At 61.5% G+C, this 17,326-nt stretch carries 13 protein-coding genes and 1 tRNA gene; 3 read left to right on the forward strand and 11 right to left on the reverse strand.

What is annotated here, in order from left to right:
• The first annotated feature begins 8 nt into the window (after positions 1-8).
• The 3 genes from INHI_RS0108820 to INHI_RS0108830 all read left to right on the forward strand — a co-directional run bounded on the left by INHI_RS0108820 (position 9) and on the right by INHI_RS0108830 (position 4,795).
• The gene (locus INHI_RS0108820; RefSeq protein ID WP_014874520.1) at positions 9-1,319 is read left to right on the forward strand and encodes an HlyC/CorC family transporter; all 1,311 of its coding nucleotides are present in this window, start codon (positions 9-11) and stop codon (positions 1,317-1,319) included.
• A gap of 185 nt (positions 1,320-1,504) precedes the next feature.
• Complete coding sequence (locus INHI_RS0108825; RefSeq protein WP_027247409.1) at positions 1,505-3,922, forward strand: GcvT family protein; 2,418 nt, start codon at positions 1,505-1,507, stop codon at positions 3,920-3,922.
• Between the two features lie 246 nt (positions 3,923-4,168).
• Positions 4,169-4,795: a nucleotidyltransferase family protein gene (locus INHI_RS0108830; protein ID WP_027247410.1), complete on the forward strand. Its 627-nt coding sequence runs from the start codon at positions 4,169-4,171 to the stop codon at positions 4,793-4,795.
• A gap of 11 nt (positions 4,796-4,806) precedes the next feature.
• On the opposite strand, the gene INHI_RS0108835 is transcribed toward INHI_RS0108830, so the two are convergent.
• The 11 genes from INHI_RS0108835 to INHI_RS0108885 form a co-directional block, all read right to left on the reverse strand.
• A complete protein-coding gene (locus INHI_RS0108835) occupies positions 4,807-5,394 on the reverse strand; it encodes a Hint domain-containing protein (protein ID WP_231739778.1) in 588 nt (195 codons plus the stop codon).
• 531 nt (positions 5,395-5,925) lie between these two features.
• Complete coding sequence (gene xylB / locus INHI_RS0108840; RefSeq protein WP_027247412.1) at positions 5,926-7,362, reverse strand: xylulokinase; 1,437 nt, start codon at positions 7,360-7,362, stop codon at positions 5,926-5,928.
• A gap of 39 nt (positions 7,363-7,401) precedes the next feature.
• Positions 7,402-8,709 carry a xylose isomerase gene (gene xylA, locus INHI_RS0108845; RefSeq protein WP_211233569.1) on the reverse strand — a complete coding sequence of 436 codons (1,308 nt, stop codon included), beginning with the start codon at positions 8,707-8,709 and terminating at the stop codon, positions 7,402-7,404.
• Positions 8,709-9,770 carry a LacI family DNA-binding transcriptional regulator gene (locus INHI_RS0108850; protein ID WP_027247414.1) on the reverse strand — a complete coding sequence of 354 codons (1,062 nt, stop codon included), beginning with the start codon at positions 9,768-9,770 and terminating at the stop codon, positions 8,709-8,711. The genes xylA and INHI_RS0108850 overlap by 1 nt, the downstream gene beginning before the upstream one ends.
• Positions 9,771-9,966: 196 nt before the next feature.
• A tRNA-Ser gene (locus tag INHI_RS0108855) sits at positions 9,967-10,056 on the reverse strand.
• Between the two features lie 92 nt (positions 10,057-10,148).
• Entirely contained in the window at positions 10,149-10,880 is a 732-nt protein-coding gene (locus INHI_RS0108860) for an alanyl-tRNA editing protein (RefSeq protein ID WP_027247415.1), read from the reverse strand.
• Complete coding sequence (locus INHI_RS0108865) at positions 10,877-13,366, reverse strand: DUF3772 domain-containing protein (RefSeq protein WP_014879879.1); 2,490 nt, start codon at positions 13,364-13,366, stop codon at positions 10,877-10,879. The genes INHI_RS0108860 and INHI_RS0108865 overlap by 4 nt, the downstream gene beginning before the upstream one ends.
• Positions 13,363-14,397: a cysteine synthase A gene (locus tag INHI_RS0108870; RefSeq protein WP_027247416.1), complete on the reverse strand. Its 1,035-nt coding sequence runs from the start codon at positions 14,395-14,397 to the stop codon at positions 13,363-13,365. The genes INHI_RS0108865 and INHI_RS0108870 overlap by 4 nt, the downstream gene beginning before the upstream one ends.
• A gap of 95 nt (positions 14,398-14,492) precedes the next feature.
• A complete protein-coding gene (locus tag INHI_RS0108875) occupies positions 14,493-15,617 on the reverse strand; it encodes an NUDIX domain-containing protein (RefSeq protein WP_027247417.1) in 1,125 nt (374 codons plus the stop codon).
• Between the two features lie 28 nt (positions 15,618-15,645).
• Positions 15,646-16,086 (reverse strand): TrgA family protein, encoded by a 441-nt coding sequence (locus INHI_RS0108880; protein ID WP_027247418.1) that lies wholly within the window; start codon positions 16,084-16,086, stop codon positions 15,646-15,648.
• A gap of 15 nt (positions 16,087-16,101) precedes the next feature.
• Positions 16,102-17,307 carry an SAM-dependent methyltransferase gene (locus INHI_RS0108885; RefSeq protein WP_027247419.1) on the reverse strand — a complete coding sequence of 402 codons (1,206 nt, stop codon included), beginning with the start codon at positions 17,305-17,307 and terminating at the stop codon, positions 16,102-16,104.
• Between the last annotated feature and the right edge of the window lie 19 nt (positions 17,308-17,326).

Here is a 17,326-nt window from a genome sequence, read left to right on the forward strand (position 1 = left end):
GGACTCTGATGGACAGCACCACGACCTTTGTCGATTCCACCTTCTGGACCACCGCCGGCGCGATTGTCTTCCTGCTGGTGCTCTCCGGTTGCTTCTCCGGCTCTGAAACCGCCCTGACCGCCGCCTCGCGCGGCAAACTGCGCACCCAGGCCGACAAGGGCTCCAACGGCGCCAAACGCGCCCTTGCCATCACCGAAGACAGCGAACGGCTGATCGGCTCGATCCTCTTGGGCAACAACCTGGTGAATATCCTTGCCACCTCGCTCGCGACCGCGCTGTTCACCCGCGCCCTCGGCGAAAGCGGTGTGGCGCTGGCGACGCTGGTCATGACCCTTCTGGTCCTGATCTTTGCCGAGGTACTGCCCAAAACCTACGCCATCTCCAACGCCGAAAAAGCCGCCGCCGCAGTTGCGCCTCCGATTGGCGTATTGGTCACGGTGCTGGCCCCGGTGGTGGGCGCCGTCCGTCTGCTGGTGCGCGGCGTGCTGCGGATCTTCGGTGTGCGGATCGACCCCGACAGCCACATCATGGCCGTGCGCGAGGAGATCGCCGGCGCCCTGCATCTGGGCCACTCCGAAGGCGTGGTTCAGAAAGAAGACCGGGACCGCATCCTCGGCGCGCTTGATCTCTCCGACCGCTTTGTTGAGGAGATCATGCTCCACCGGTCAAATATCGAAATGGTCGATGCCAATCTGGACCCCCAGAGGATCCTCGAACAATGCCTGACCTCGCCCCACACCCGCCTGCCGGTGTTCAAGGATGAACCGGAGAACATCATTGGCGTGCTCCATGCCAAGGATCTCCTGCGCGAAATGTATGCCCAGATCGGCGGCCCCGATGGCGATGCCTCCTTGCTGCGCAACTTCAACATCACCAGCGTGACCAAGCCGCCGTATTTCGTGCCGGAAACCACCACGCTTGATGATCAGATGCGCCAATTCCTGCGCGCCCGCACTCATTTTGCGCTGGTCGTTGATGAATACGGCACCCTGCAGGGATTGATCACACTGGAGGACATCCTTGAGGAAATCGTCGGTGAGATCACCGATGAATTCGACCCGGATGAGGAAACTGTGGTGAAGAAGACCAGCGATGGCAACTACCTCGTTGATGGCGCCACCACCATCCGCGACCTCAACCGCGCCACCGACTGGTCACTGCCCGATGATGAGGCCAACACGATTGCCGGTCTCGTCATCCATGAGGCCCAGACCATCCCCATCGTCGGACAGGTGTTCTCCTTCCATAATTTCCGCTTTGAGGTCACCGCCCGCGAGGGCAACCGCGTGACCGAATTGAAAATCCGCCCACTGCACTAACCCTGCCTCAGCGCCGGACAGATCAAAGGCCGCGGCCCCGCTGGGCGGCGGCCTTGTTGTTTTTGCCTCCCGCAACGCGAATTCACCGCCTGAGCGCCCATTCCCGACCGTGCATGTCGCAATTTCACTGGACTACTGAACACATCTGTCCAGAATGAAGCCAAATTGCCAGTGAGGGATGCAAGATGAAGACGACAACACGGGTAGCAGTGATCGGTGGCGGCGTTGTGGGCTGCTCGGTGCTCTATCACCTGACCAAGCTGGGCTGGTCCGATGTGATGCTCTTGGAACGCTCGGAACTCACCTCCGGCTCCACCTGGCACGCAGCCGGCGGCTTCCATACCCTCAATGGCGATACCAATATGGCCGCCCTTCAGGGCTATACCATCAAGTTATATAAAGAGCTGGAAGCGATCACCGGCATGTCCTGCGGCCTCCACCACGTTGGCGGCGTCACCCTGGCCGAAACTCAGGAACGCTTTGACATGTTGAAGGCAGAGCGCGCCAAACACCAGTTCATGGGGCTGGAAACCGAAATCGTCTCCCCCGAAGAAATCGCCAAAATCGCGCCCGTGACCAATATCGACGGCATTGTTGGCGGCCTCTATGATCCGCTCGACGGCCACCTCGACCCCTCCGGCACCACCCACGCCTACGCCAAGGCCGCGCGCATGGGCGGTGCCACGATTGAGACCCACTGCAAGGTGGTTGAAACCAACCAGCGCCCCGATGGCACCTGGGATGTGGTCACCGACAAGGGCACCATCCACGCCGAACACATCGTCAACGCCGGTGGTCTCTGGGCGCGCGAGGTCGGCGTCATGGCCGGGATCTACTTCCCACTGCACCCGATGGAACATCAGTATATCGTCACCGATGAAGTGCCGGAGATTGCCGGTATCATCGACGCAGGCGGCGAGCATCCGCATGTGATGGACCCCGCCGGTGAAAGCTATCTCAGACAAGAGGGGCGCGGCCTCTGCATCGGCTTTTACGAACAGCCCTGCAAACCCTGGGCCGTCGATGGCACCCCATGGAATTTTGGCCATGAGCTGCTGCCCGATGATTTCGACAAAATCGAGGACAGCATCGCCTTTGCCTACAACCGCTTTCCCGCGCTGGAACGCGCTGGTGTGAAATCAGTAATCCACGGCCCCTTCACCTTTGCCCCGGATGGCAACCCGCTGGTCGGCCCGGTGCCCGGCATGCGCAATTACTGGTCCGCCTGCGCCGTCATGGCCGGCTTCTCCCAGGGCGGCGGCGTCGGGTTGATGCTGGCGCAATGGATGGTGGAGGGCGAATGCGAACGCGACACCTTTGCCATGGACACGGCCCGCTTTGGCGATTGGATCACACCGGGTTACACCCGGCCCAAAGTCATTGAAAACTACCAGAAACGTTTCTCCATCGCCTACCCGAACGAAGAACTGCCCGCCGCCCGCCCGTTCCGCACCACGCCGATGTACGATACTTTCGATGGCATGGGCGCGGTCTGGGGCGCGCAATACGGGCTTGAGGTTCCGAACTACTTCGCCGAAGGGGACGAACCCCGCTATGAGACCCCGTCTTTCCGCCGCTCCAACGCGTTCGAGGCCACCGCGCGCGAGGTCAAAGCCGTGCGCGAAAATGTGGGCATCAACGAGGTGCATAACTTCGGCAAATACCTGATCAAGGGTGAGGGTGCCCGCGCCTGGCTTGATCGCATCATGGCCGGTCGGGTGCCGCAGGCTGGTCGCCTGTCGCTAACCCCAATGCTATCCCCCAAGGGCCGGCTGATCGGCGATTTCACCATTTCCTGCCTGTGCGAGGAAGAGTTCCAGCTCACCGCCTCCTATGGCTCCCAAGCCTATCACATGCGCTGGTTCCTGCAGAATATCGACGACGGCACCAGCGTTGAGAACATCTCCGACACCCGCAACGGGTTCCAGATCGCAGGCCCCCGCGCGAAGGAGGTTCTGCAAGCCTGCACCCGTCAGGATATCTCCGACATCCGCTTTATGGATGTGCGCCGCATGACCGTGGGCATGGCCGACTGCATCGTGCAGCGCGTCAGCTATACCGGTGATCTGGGCTATGAGATCTACTGCGACCTGCCCAGCCAGCGGTCCCTGTGGGACAGCCTTTGGTCGGCCGGCCAAACGCATGGAATGAAGCCTTTTGGCATGCGGGCGATGATGTCGCTGCGTCTGGATAAATTCTTCGGCTCCTGGCTCAGTGAGTTCTCGCCAGATTACACCGCTGCGGAAACCGGCCTGGATCGCTTCATCTCCTTCAGGAAAGACGTCGATTTTATCGGTCGCGCCGCCGCCGAGGCGGAACGCACAACAGGGGCCGCCCGCCAGCTCTGCGCCTTTGAGGTGACGGTAGAGGATGCTGATGTGACCGCCTACGAACCCATCTGGCACGCGGGCGCGGTGGTGGGCTTCTGCACGTCGGGCGGCTATTCCCACCACGCGCAGAAATCCATCGCCCTCGGGCTCATCCCCCGCGATCTGGCGCAGGACGGGCTGGAGGTGGAGATCGAAATCCTCGGCAAAATGCGTGCCGCACGGCTGATCACCACACCGCTGTTTGACGCCGACGGCGCCCGCATGCGCGGCTGATCCGGCAAGGCGGGTCAGTACTTCTGACCCGCCCTCCCCCCTGTTGCAGAGCCTGCGCGCGCTGTGTCCCGGATATTGCGCAACGGATAGGGCTGTCTCCGGTCCCAATGTTTCGCACGCGAAACATCCCGTCAGCATCTCTGACCTTTCACCGCCGCTTTTGCTGGACCCGCCCCCTCTTCTGGCTCAAAATATCCCCGCCGGAGGCATCCAACAGCCCAAGCAAACGCCGGGGAGGCGACAGATATGACCGCCATCGCCACGCTCATCCTCGCTGCGGGGCGCGCCTCGCGGATGCGGGGGCGCGATAAGCTGTTGGAGTCGGTTGACGGCACCCCGCTTCTGGTGCGGATCTGCGCGGCTGCGAAGCACAGCGCAGAGACCACCTATGTCACCCTGCCAACGCCCGACCATCCCCGCGCCACAGTGATCCGCGACCACTGCCAGGACGCCAGACCTGTCTATGTGCCGGACGCAGACGAGGGCATGGCCGCCTCCATCCGCGCAGGCATTGGCGCGCTTTCTCGGGCCTATGATGCAGTGATGATCCTGCCCGCCGATATGCCGGAGCTGACAGCCAGCGACCTCGCGCAAGTTGTAGCGCAGAGCAACTCCACCCCGGATCAGATCCTGCGGGCCACCAGCGTTGACGGGACATTTGGTCACCCGGTGGTGTTTCCGCGCCGATACTTCGCCGCACTCAGCCAGTTGACCGGCGATCAGGGCGCGCGCGCAATCCTACGGGAGGCGCAGCATCAGGGCGCGGTGATCTGCCCGGTCCTCCTGCCCGACCAACATGCGCTCACCGATCTCGACACGCCAGAGGCCTGGGCTGCCTGGCGTCAGGCCCGCAAATCTCCTCCAACGGGATAAGACGATCTACCTCAGTGGATGAACCACTGCACGCCGCCCTTGCGGTCACGCTGTGGTCGGGGCGTTGGGCTGGGCATTGATGGCTGCGCCTGCAATTGGGGAAACAACATCAGCACTTCCTCCCTTTGGGCCCGGTCCAATCCGCGTTGGGATTGATCGGCAGGCTGAAAGCACTCGATCCACGCCCCGTCCGCGCAGACCACCTCATGGCCCTCACAGACAAAATGGATGTAGTCGATGGAGGACGTCTCCACCGCATCCACCCCGGACAGTCCGGTCAGATGTTTCGCAGCGACCAGAATCTCGCGGTCCTCAAAATAGAACGCCGTCTTGTCATTGGTGATCAGAACGCGGTGGTTGGGGCTGAGCAGCAGATCCCGCTCCGGCATCCCATTGCCAAGCGCCCCCTCCGCAACCAGCACCGGCTGCAAATGCGCCGCTCCTTGCAAGGCGTTGCGGTCCAGCTGCCGCTGCCCGATCCAGCGAATGGGCTGCAGACCGTTGTCGCGGGTCATCACCCGATCCCCAACGCTCAGATCCTCGACGGCGCAGGCCCCATAGGGGGTTGCAATGGTTGTTCCGGGCGTAAAGCAGGGCACGTTGCAGTCTCCGTTCCAAAGCCGCTCCACCCCGGTCGCAAACCTCGTGCAACCGGCCATCGGCCTGCTTTGGTGTCGTTAAATCGGGCCGCACCTCTCGGCACGGCATAGAAGAGAGCACCACTCATTCTGTGGCAGCATTGAAGGTATCCTACGCAGACCCCTGCGCCCAAAAAAGAACAAAATCTTAATCAGCATCCCGTCGCCGACCTGCCCGGAGAGGGACGTGCTGAGAACCCCTGCCTGCGAGGGCGCGATTGTTTCCAAGCGCGATGGTGTGATTGGCCTGATCCGGCCAAAATGGGCCGAGAGAGCCGGTGAACTCCCGCCGTTTGTTGCGCCAATACGAACAATTGAACGGCAGCTGTTCCAACAGATCGCCTCTGAGGTTTTGCATTGCCCATCAGGATGGACCACAGGTTGTCCCGCGACGCGCAACAATATGGAAAATTTAAGGCAACTTATCGTGAAGTGCGCCAAAGCTCCGATTCGCGGCCATCTATGCGTTTCGGTCAGCGCGCAGAGCTGCCGCTAGGTCAATTCTGCCGCACGTTTGCGAAATGCTGCATAGCCTGCCTCATAGCCATCGCGCAGCTGCGGATCAGGCGCGACGGTCATCGCACTCTCCGGTGCGGTCAACACCTCTGCCGGGTCATCCCCGGTGACCGCCAGCCGCGCCAGCCGTGCCGCACCAAGTGCCGCGCCAAATTCACCATCCTTGGGCAGCTGCAGCGGTAGATCCAATATGGTGGCCAGCAGTTTGACCCAATAGGCAGACTTACTGCCCCCGCCGATGACCAGACAGCTGTCGATTTCCGCACCGGTCTTGCGCAACGCCTCAAGACAGTCGCGCAGACCATAGCAAACCCCTTCCATCACCGCGCGGGCCAGATCCTCCGCCGTGGTGGCGATGGACAGCCCCTGAAACCCGCCGCGCAGGCTGGCAGAATTATGCGGCGTCCGCTCACCGGACAGATAGGGCATGAATGTCACCGGCCCCGGCGGTTGCAGCTCCTCGCCAAGGCCTGCCGTCAGATCCGCAGGGCTTTGCCCGGTGATACGGCCCAGCCAGTTCATGCAGTCGGTTGCCGACAGCATGACGCCCATCTGATACCAGCGATCCGGGATTGCATGGCAGAAGGTATGAACAGCCGTTGCAGGGTCGGGGCGAAACCCGTCCCGCGCCGTCAGCACCACACCGGAGGTGCCAAGCGAGACAAACCCCTGCCCCGGCGCCATTACGCCCGTCCCGCAGGCCGCAGCGGCATTATCACCTGCGCCCCCGGCGATTGTGACTGGCCCCGTCAGCCCCCAGCGAACGGCCAGTTCGGGACGCAGGGTACCGGCAGCCGCGCTGCCCTCGACCAGATCTGGCATCTGATCGCGGCGCATATGCCCGGCTTCCAGCAGCCATTCTGACCAGTCCCGCGCGCCAACATCCAACCAGGAGGTGCCCGCGCTATCGGACATATCCGCCACATGGCGACCTGTCAGATGCAGGTTGAGGTAAGCCGCGGGCAGCAGGACCTTGGCGGTATTGGCAAATATCTCCGGCTCGTGGCGCTGCACCCACAAAAGTTTCGGCGCGGTGAACCCCGGAAAGACGATATTGCCGCTCAGATCTCGGACCTTCTCGGCGGCATCCAGCTCAGCCGCCTCAGCGGCCGAACGGGTGTCGTTCCACAGGATGCAGGGCCTCAGCACCTGATCGGAACCATCCAGCAACACCGCACCGTGCATATGACCGGCAACCGCAATGCCGCAAATATCGCTGTATCCGGGGCTGCCCTGCAACTGTGCCATCGCCTGATCCAGAGCGGTGATCCAGTCGCCGGGATCCTGTTCCGACCAGCCGGGATGGGGGGTTTGCACGTCATACTGCGCCTCTGCCGAGGCGACAGGCTTGCCGGCTGCATCGGTCATCAGCGCGCGCAGCCCCGATGTGCCAAGATCAATACCAAGATACATGTCTGTCCCCTCTCCCGATTACCCCGTGGACCTGCCCCCTCAGACGAAGCGGTTGACCAGCGCCTCCAGCTGTTCCTGACGGCCGGAAACCGGCTGCGGATTGAGCGCCTTGGCCTCGGCCTGATCGGCGATAGCCTCCAGCGTGGCCCCCTCGGCCAGATAGGCCTGCGCCTCGGCAGTGGTCCAACCGGCGTAACGGTCGCGGCGCTTTGCCTCCAGGCTATCGCTCTCCAACATGGCGGCTGCGGCGCGCAGCCCCCGTGCGCAGACATCCATTGCGCCCACATGGGCGGCGATCAGATCCTCGGCGTCCAGCGACTGGCGGCGCAGTTTGGCGTCGAAATTGGTACCGCCAGTCTTCAGCCCACCACCGCGCAGGATTTCGTAATAGGCCAACGCCACCTCCGGTACATTATTGGGAAACTGATCGGTGTCCCAACCGGACTGATAGTCATTGCGGTTCATGTCGATGGAGCCAAAGATCCCCAGCGCCTTGGCCATGGCGATCTCATGTTCGAAGCTGTGACCGGCAAGGATCGCATGACCCTGTTCGATATTAACCTTCACCTCCTTCTCAAGACCAAAGCGTTTGAGGAAGCCGTAAACGGTGGCCACGTCGTAGTCATATTGGTGTTTGGTCGGCTCCTGCGGCTTCGGCTCAATCAGGATGGCCCCTTTGAAGCCGATCTTGTGTTTGTAATCGACCACCATCGACAGGAAGCGGCCCATCTGCTCCAGCTCCCGCGACAGATCGGTGTTGAGCAGGGTTTCATACCCCTCACGTCCGCCCCAAAGGACATAATTCTCGCCGTTGAGACGATGGGTCAGATCCATGCAGGCCCGCACGGTTGAGGCACAATAGGCGAAGACATCCGGATCGGGGTTGGTGCTGGCCCCGGACATATAGCGGCGGTTGGAGAACATATTGGCTGTCCCCCACAGAAGTTTCGGACCACCGTCTGCCATTTTCTGTTCCAGCAGATCGCCGATCTGGTTCAGGCGTTTGTGGCTTTCGGCAAGGCTTGCGCCCTCTGGCCGGATATCGTGGTCATGGAAACAGTAGTAAGGCACGCCAAGAATGCGGAACATGTCAAAGGCCGCATCCGCCTTCATACGCGCCAGATCCATGGTGTCAGCGGGGAACCACGGACGCTGAAACGTCTGGCCGCCAAAGGGATCGTTCCCCTCCCACACGAAGTTGTGCCAGTAGCAAACGGCAAAGCGCAGGTGGTCCTCCATCCGTTTGCCCATCACAATTTCGTCCGGGTTGTAGTGGCGATAGGCCAGCCCGTCGCTCTCGGGGTTGTAGGTGATTGCTGCAATGTCGTCGAAATAGCCAGCCATGATCAGGCCCCCTCTTCTGGCCCGACCGCAGACTGCGGGGGCATGTTGTGTTTGAAATGAACCGCCGGGGTGATTTGCCCCGCCAATGGATCAACCGGCTGCCCGTCACTGAGGGCGACAAGGGCAGCAAGGGCGGCAGTGATCTCCTGCGCCGGTTTCTGATCGATCACCGCATCTATGAGCCCCTGCGCCACCGCATCGCGGGTGGCCGCGCAAAGTTCGTGGCTGATCACCACCGGCCTGTCGTCCTGCTGTGTCCCCGCAAGCGCCGAAATCAGACCCGAAATACCCGCGCCAAGATTGTAGATGCCGGAAATGTCGGGGTTGGCGCGCAGGGCGCGGCACAATGCCTGTTCGAGGATATCCGGATCATCGCCGGTTTCCAGCGGCGGCAGGATGCGCAGATCCGCTGACACCACATCACAAAAGCCTGCATAGCGATCGGCGTGGTCGCGGGCGTTGAGGCTGCCGGTGATGGGCAGGATCTGGCCCTGCGCTGCAGCACCACCGCGATGGGCCAGCCTCATCAGATCGCCGGCCGTGCGCCCGGCGCTGCGGTTATCAATGCCAACATAGGTATCGCGGGCCTGCGCGGCACTGTCCGCAACCAGTGTCACCACGGCAACGCCCTGCGCCCGCAGCCCGGTCAGCGCTGCGTCGACGCTCGGATCCTGCACCGCGACGAGGCAGACACCGTCATAGCCCTCTGCGGCGCAGGCTTCCAGCGCACAGGTCAGCGCGGCAGCATCAAAGGGGGGCACTTGGGTGAGGGTGATCTGCTGGCGGGCCTGAGACCGGGCTGCGACTTCCTGCTCCAGATCTGCGTGCAGCGTCGCAAAGAACCCCTCCTGCGCAGCAGGCATCAGCACCGCAAAGCGATACCGGCGGCGACGCGACAGATTGGCCGCGGTGATATCGCGTTGATAGCCCAGATCGGCAATCGCCGCGCGCACGCGGTCCTGCGATTTCTTGGCCACCCCGCCCCGGTTGTTCAACACCCGGTCCGCCGTGGCGTAGCTGACCCCAGCCGCCGCAGCGACATCATGTAATGTGGGTTTTCCCATGCGTGCGGTCCATCTGCTCCCGTAGGTTGTGATAGACGTATATCATTTTCTGATAGACGTCTATCATTTTGTCAGTCGAGCATCGATTGACCACGATTTGACAGGTTGCAGGGCAAGGTACAGGACAAGGGCGGAAACGCAAAAAGCCACCACATGCGGTGGCGGCTGTCATAAAACCATCTTGGTTTAGATGTTATGGCGGAGAGACAGGGATTCGAACCCTGGAGACGGTCTCCCGCCTACACACTTTCCAGGCGTGCGCCTTCGACCACTCGGCCACCTCTCCGTTGGGCGGACTTTTGACGGATCGCGGGGGCAATTGCAAGAGCGAAAACAGCAAAAAATTCACTCTTTCCCAAACTTATTTCCGCGCCCCGCTCAGCCCCCCAAATGCAGGTAGACCCGGCGGTTCTGTTTTCCCTTTTTTTCAACCTTTCCAAGGCGGATAGGGCCAATCTCGGCGGTGCTGCGCACGTGGGTACCGCCGCAGGGTTGCAGGTCGATCTGCTCATCTGCACTGCCGATCCGCACCAGACGGATACGACCATTGCCGCGGGGCGGCGCCACCGACATGGTTTTCACCAATTCGGGGTTTGCTTCCAGTTCAGCCTCGGTGATCCAACGTTCGCTGACCTCCAGATCGCGCGCGATCAGGGCGTTGAGCGCATCCTCCAGTGCCTGCTTGTCCTCGGGTGCCTCGGGCATATCGAAATCAAGCCGGCCCTTTTCGGCACCAATGGACCCGCCAGAGACCGGCAGAGGAATGACCACCGACAGAAGATGCAGCGCCGTATGGACACGCATATGGCCAAAGCGGCGGTCCCAATCCAAGGCCTGTGTGACCTCTTGGCCGACAGCTGGCAGAGGCTTACTCTCGGCAGGGATCAGGACAATCCGGCCCGCCTCCCCCTTCACCGTGTTGGTGATGGGCAAATGGTGATCCCCTGCCCCATCGGACCAGCTGAGACTGCCGGTATCACCCGGTTGTCCGCCCCCAGTTGCGTAGAAGACGGACTGGTTCAGAACCAGCCCGCCTTCGCTTGTGTGTTCGGTGATCTGTGCCGGGGCCTGCTGTGCATAGGCGTCGGTCAGAAACAGTTGCTCAGTCATCGATCGGCGTCTCCGTCTTCGCTGCCATCCCCATCGTCGGCGCTGGACAGATCGTCAAGATCAGGACGATCCGGGCGTTTCTTGCTCGGGGATGGGGGTGGATTTGAGGCTGTCACCGCAGCCTCGGGGGCCTTGATACCCTGCGCGGCCTCAGTTGCGGCCGCAGCGAGCGCATCGGGATTGCGAATCCAGATATCGCGCTGGGCGAAGGGGATCTCGATCCCGGCCTCGTCGAAGCGGCGGGCGATATCGTAGTTCATGTCGGATTTCACCGACAGAACCCAGTTCACATCCCGCAGGATGGCGCGGATCTCAAAGTTGAGACTGTCCGCCCCAAAGCCCTGGAACACCACCGAAGGCGGCGGGTTCATCAGCACCATCGGATGCGCCTTGGCGACCTCCATCAGGATGGCCTCTACCTTGCGCGGGTCGGTGCCGTAGCTGACGCCGACGGGCACAATCACCCGGCCCACGGTATTGCCGCGGGTGTAGTTGGTGACGGTACCGGTGATCAGGTCCGAGTTCGGCACGATGACATCGGTGCGGTCGAAGGTCTCAATCCGGGTGGAGCGCACAGAAATGTCGCGCACATAGCCCATCAGGCCGCCGACCTCGATCCAGTCGCCCTTGGACACCGGGCGTTCGACCAGCAGGATAATGCCGGAGACAAAGTTGGACACGATGGTTTGCAGGCCAAAACCGATGCCCACGGACAGCGCACCAGCCACGATGGCAAGAGAGGACAGATCAAGCCCCGCCATCGACACCGCAACCAGAGCCGCCAGGAATATCCCGACATAGCCCATCCCGGAGGCGATAGCGTTCTGGCCGCCAACATCAATGCGGGTTTTGGGCAGCAGCGCATTGCGCAGACTGCCCTGCACCAACCGGGTGAGACCGTAGCCAACGGCAAAAATCGCCACAAAGGTGATGAAGGCGGTGGGCGAAATCCGGGTATCCCCGACCTGGAAGCCTTCGAGAAAGTTCGACCAGAGTTCGGTCAGGTCCGCCACCCGCGCGCCCCAGATCAGCGCCAGCAGCGGCAGCGCCAGAAGCGCCAGCGCAAAGCCGATCAGGGCGGCAAAGAGCGAGTCGCGTGCGGCCATGCCCTTGCCGCTGACAAACCCGTAGAGATCGCCAAGAAACCGGTGCAGTACAAACAGACCCGCCAGCACCGCCAGCGTCAGCATCGACGGGTAGATCACCGATTCAGCCGCATTGAGATAGCCGATGGCCGCCAGAACCGGACCGGCGAAACCAAGCAGATAAATGCTGCGCCGGACCACCGCGATAATCCGGTTGGCACCGGCGGCAATCGCGCCTTCCTCGCCGTCCTCGTCGCTCTGTGCCTGACGCTGTTTGGCACCGATCCGGTGCAAGCGCAGCAGGATCAGTGCAGCGCAGGTGATCAGCGGGAAGGCGTAGACGGCGGCGCTGCTTTCGGGGATGTTCTGGATCCGCTCGATCGTGGCGAAGGCGTCCTGAAGCACCAGGATCACCGCCATCATGTCGATCAGAAAACGGGTCTCGGCCTGATTGCCCTCCTGCACCGGCAGCAGATCGTTTTCGATCTGGTTGGCATAGAGCTGCTCACCCAGCCAGTGAAAGGAGAGAATGATGAAGGCCCAGGCGGGGACGGAATCCAGAATGATACTGCCGCGCACGCCAAGGATGCCCGAAAGATCAACTGCCGCTGCCAGAAAGATCACACCGATGAGCGGCAGCAGCACCTGCAGAAGCGAGACCACAAAGGTCCAGACCCCGGTCCCGCGCGCGCCGTAGCGGCGCAGATAATCGCCGGCCCGATGGGCCCATGACCGACCGCGCGTGATCAGCAGCAAACCAATGAGCAAGACGGCGATCAGCCCGACCAGATCACCGCTGATGCGTTCGCTGGTGGTGTCATTGCGCAGCTGCGACAGGGTTTCATTGCCCACCGCGCGACTGGCGTGGACCAGATCCCGCAGCGCACCGGGCCAGTGTTCGGGATTGAGCGGCGAGGTGCCACGTTCGAACAGGCGTTTGGTCAGGCGCTCGCGGACGATCTTGTCGACCTCGTTGATGAGACCATCGGCACGGCTGTAGGCTTCCTCCGCGACGATACGCGGAACCTTGAGCTGATTGAGCTGCTGGGTCAGTGCAGCGCGCAGCTGGGCGATATCTTCGGGCTCTTCCTCGCCCTCACCGGGGGCGGCGCCTAGCGCGTCAAGCTGACCCTGAAGGGTTTGAATACGTTCGCCATTTTCGCCACGCTTGACCTGAAAGGTCTGCCGGAAATCAGCCAGCTCACTGCGCAGCTGTTCCAGCGCGAGATTAGACGCGCGGCTGGCGTCGATGACATTCTCGGCCCGATTGGCGGTGCGCAGCCAGTCCTCATAGTAGGATTTGGCACGCGCATCGAGCTGGGCCAGAGCGGGAAAGGCCAGGCTGATCAGAAGAACCAGCCCGGCCAGACATTTCACAAAACCACGCATGAGGGCGATCATACGTCCTCAAACACGCCGGGGATAGAGGCCGGAGTGTGGGTCATCCAATCCGGCACCGGCAGATCTTTTTCGCGCAGGAAATCCGGGTTGAACAGTTTTGACTGGTAGCGCGTGCCATAGTCACAGAGCACGGTGACGATGGTTTTGCCCGGCCCCATATCCTTGGCCATGCGCACCGCACCAGCGATATTGATCGCCGAAGAGCCCCCCAGAACCAAGCCCTCCTCGTGCAGCAGATCAAAGACATAGGGCAGCGCGTCGCGGTCCTCAATCTGGTAGCAGAAATCGGGTTTGAAGCCTTCGAGGTTCTTGGTGATGCGGACCTGACCGATGCCTTCCGCAATGGAGCCGCCTTCGGTCGCGATTTCACCAGTGGTGTAATAGGAATAAAGCGCGGCCCCCATCGGGTCGGCCAGACCAATCTTCACGCCTTTGGGCTGGAGCACATCGGCCACACCTGCCAGCGTGCCGCCAGAACCGACCGCGCAGACAAAGCCATCAACCTTGCCCCCGGTCTGTTCCCAGATCTCCGGTGCGGTTGTTTCAACATGAGCCTGTCGGTTGGCGACATTGTCGAACTGATTGGCCCAGATTGCGCCATTGGGTTCGGTCTTGGCCAGCTCCTTGGCCAGACGCTCCGAATAGCGGACAAAGTTGTTGGGATTACGATACGGCGCTGCGGGCACCTGCACCAGTTGGGCACCGGCCAGCCGCAACATGTCCTTTTTCTCTTCGGACTGGGTCTCGGGGATGACGATCACCGTCTTGAACCCCATCGAGGCCCCAACCAGCGCCAGGCCGATACCGGTGTTGCCGGCGGTGCCCTCAACGATGGTGCCGCCCGGTTTCAGATCCCCGCGCACGATGGCGTCCTTGATGATATAAAGTGCCGCGCGGTCCTTGACCGACTGGCCGGGGTTCATGAATTCGGCCTTCCCCAGAATCTCACATCCGGTTTCATCGCTGACGCGGTTCAGGCGGATCAGAGGCGTGTGGCCGATCGCGTCGGCCAAGTCATGTGCAATGCGCATGGTATCCCTTTCGATCATTCCCGTTGAGATGTAGCCAAGGCATTGGACAACCACAAGCCGAGATGCAGATCACATGCTAGGTTGCCCGCACCTTGTCAGCGTTCGCGGTGCCGCAGCCGGTCACGATGACGTGACAGCCAGAGTGCTGCGGTGACCAGTGGCATATCCTGATAGCTGTGATCATCAATCCCGCGCATCAGGTCGTCATAGGGGATGATCTGGCTGCGGATATCCTCGTTCTCGCTTTCCAGCCCGCCACCGCCTGCGATGTTCTCAAGGTCGCAAACGCCTATGAAGATGTGCAAAAACTCGCCCGACGCGCCACTGGACGGATAGACCCGTGTCACGGTTTCAAGTTGGTCGATGGTCAGACCGGCCTCCTCCATCGCCTCGCGGTGGGCCGCCTGTTCAGGGGTTTCGCCGGGATCAATCAGCCCTGCCACCGGTTCCCACATCCACGGGCGCCGGTTGCCGGCGATATAGGTAGCCGCGCGGAACTGTTCGATCAGCAGCACCGCATCACGGCGGGGATCATAGGGCAGGACAACAGCCGCCTGCCCGACCAGCGCCACGCCGCGGTTCACCACCGGGCTGAGGCTACCGTCGTAGCGGCGAAACTGAAGATCCATCTCTTCCATGGCGAAGAAGTTAAGGTAGGCGCGTTTATGTTCATGCACCACCACATCGCGGGCAAGATCATGATACGGATCCCCCGGACGGTTCTGCGCCGCCAACCACGCCGCGGCACGGATACGGATCGGGCGGAAACGCTCGGCCACCTCAGCGGCGGTCAGACGCCCCCGATAGGCCATGACCTCCTCTGCGGCGCGCAAGGACAACGCGCCCCAGTCAGCCTGCCATGCCGCCAGATCCCAAGGATCCCCCGTCTGCCAGAGGCCGGGGTCCGGAAAATAGACATCGGCCGGGGCGCTGCCACCTGCGTCCAGCTCCACCGTGACGCGGCGCAGCGCATAGTCGAACCCGCCTTCGTAATAGTTCAGGGCGTCGATATCGCCCTGTGTGAGGCCACGCAGCAAGAGACCCGGTGCGCCGTGACCGGCGCGGGCCTCGATTGCGGGAAAAGGCTGATCCACCACCGAAAAGGCCCCGTGATCCGGTAAATGGGCGGGGAGCATATCCAGCGCGCTACTGGGCCGCCCCAATACCAGTTCGAGCAGCGGCACATGGCGCAGGCTGCCGTAAACAAAGAGATCAACCACAGTCGTTATCCTATTGGCATTATGTCATTTAGCGCCAGCGGGCCGCAGCATTCTCGGTCACGAGACCGGCCAAGATGCCGCCGATGACCAGCGCCAGCAACACATGTGGCACCGCCATAACAAAAAAGAAATCCAATCCGATCACAAAAATTGCCGAGAGCGCCTCGAACGGATCATCGTATCGGTTGCGCATGGCAAGGCGAAACATCTCCCATGCGCCTTGCAAGAACAGTCCCCACAGTACCAGAAGCCCAACGCCGGTGAGGCCGTTGTTGATGGCGTTGACCACCCCCAGCCCAACATGACGGCCAACCCAGGCCCAGCCAATCACCGCGCCAAGACCAGCATTTACATAGACAAAATAGCCAAAAGCGGTGCCTTCAGGCATCAACGGCATGATCAGGAATGAAACCACGATCCCGACAAGGGCCATGCTGAGGGCGGCAATCAATCGGGCAGCTGTGGGCATGATCTGTGCTTTCGGTCAGCGATGGGCAAGCGTGATCTGGGTCACGTCGCAGGTCTCTGCCTTGAAGGCGGCAGCGCAGGAGGTGAGGTAGAAATTCCACATTTTCCTGAAGCGATCATCAAATCCCATGGCGGCTATCTCATCCCAGCGGTTGTTGAATGTGGCGTGCCAGCGCCGCAACGTCTGATCGTAGCTATCACCGAATTCGAGCGATTTCATGACCTGAAGCCCAGCATTTTCCACCTGGGTCCGCAATATCGTGGGCGCGGGCAACATGCCGCCGGGAAAGATGTGCTTCTGAATGAAATCGACGCCGCGTTTGTAGACGGTCCAGCGCCGGTCCGCGACGGTGATGATTTGCAGGGTCGCCTGCCCGCCTGGGCGCAACCGGTCGCGGATCATGTTGAAATAGGCCGGCCAGTATTTTTCACCCACCGCCTCAAACATCTCGATTGAGGCGATCCCGTCAAAGGTGCCCTCGCAGTCACGGTAGTCCTGCATCCTGAGTTCCACCTGATCGGAAAGTCCTGCCTTTTCAATACGCTCTCGGGCGTATTTCAACTGTTCTTCGCTGATGGTCAGGCCAGTCACCCGCAGGCCGCGTTCGCGCGCGGCATATTCGGCAAAGCCGCCCCAGCCGCAGCCGACCTCCAGCACATGATCGCCGGGTTTTACCCCCATCTGATCCACCATAGAGGCATATTTGGCGGTCTGAGCGGCCTCCAGGCTTTCCTGTCCGGTTTTGAACAGCGCACTGGAATAGGTCATCGTATCGTCCAGCCAGAGCCCGTAAAAAGCGTTGCCGAGGTCATAGTGGTAGGAGATATTTGCCTTGGCCTGGGCGCGGTGGTTGCGTTGCAGCCAGAAACGGAATTGTTCATAGGCCCGGATCAACCCGCGCCCCGGAAACCCATCATAAACGGTGTCAGATCCAAGATGTATAAGATCCATAAAGGCCTGTAGGTCCGAGGTGCTCCACCAGCCATCAAGATAGGCGTCGGAAAACCCCAGATCCCCCTCGCGGATCAGCCGGGCAAAGCAATCGGGATTGTGGATGTGTAGATCAGCGGCTGGCCCGGGCCGTTGGCCACTGACGCGAAACACCCGCCCGTCCGGCAGGTGGATGTCCAGCTGCCCTACCTCCAGCGCGTGCAGCTGGTCAAAAATCGCTGCGAAGTAGCGCGGCAGATTGGCCTGTCCGTCGGTCGTTGTGAGCGCCATTCTGTCCTCCCCAAGACGT

This window comes from Phaeobacter inhibens DSM 16374, from assembly GCF_000473105.1.
Classification (GTDB): domain Bacteria; phylum Pseudomonadota; class Alphaproteobacteria; order Rhodobacterales; family Rhodobacteraceae; genus Phaeobacter; species Phaeobacter inhibens.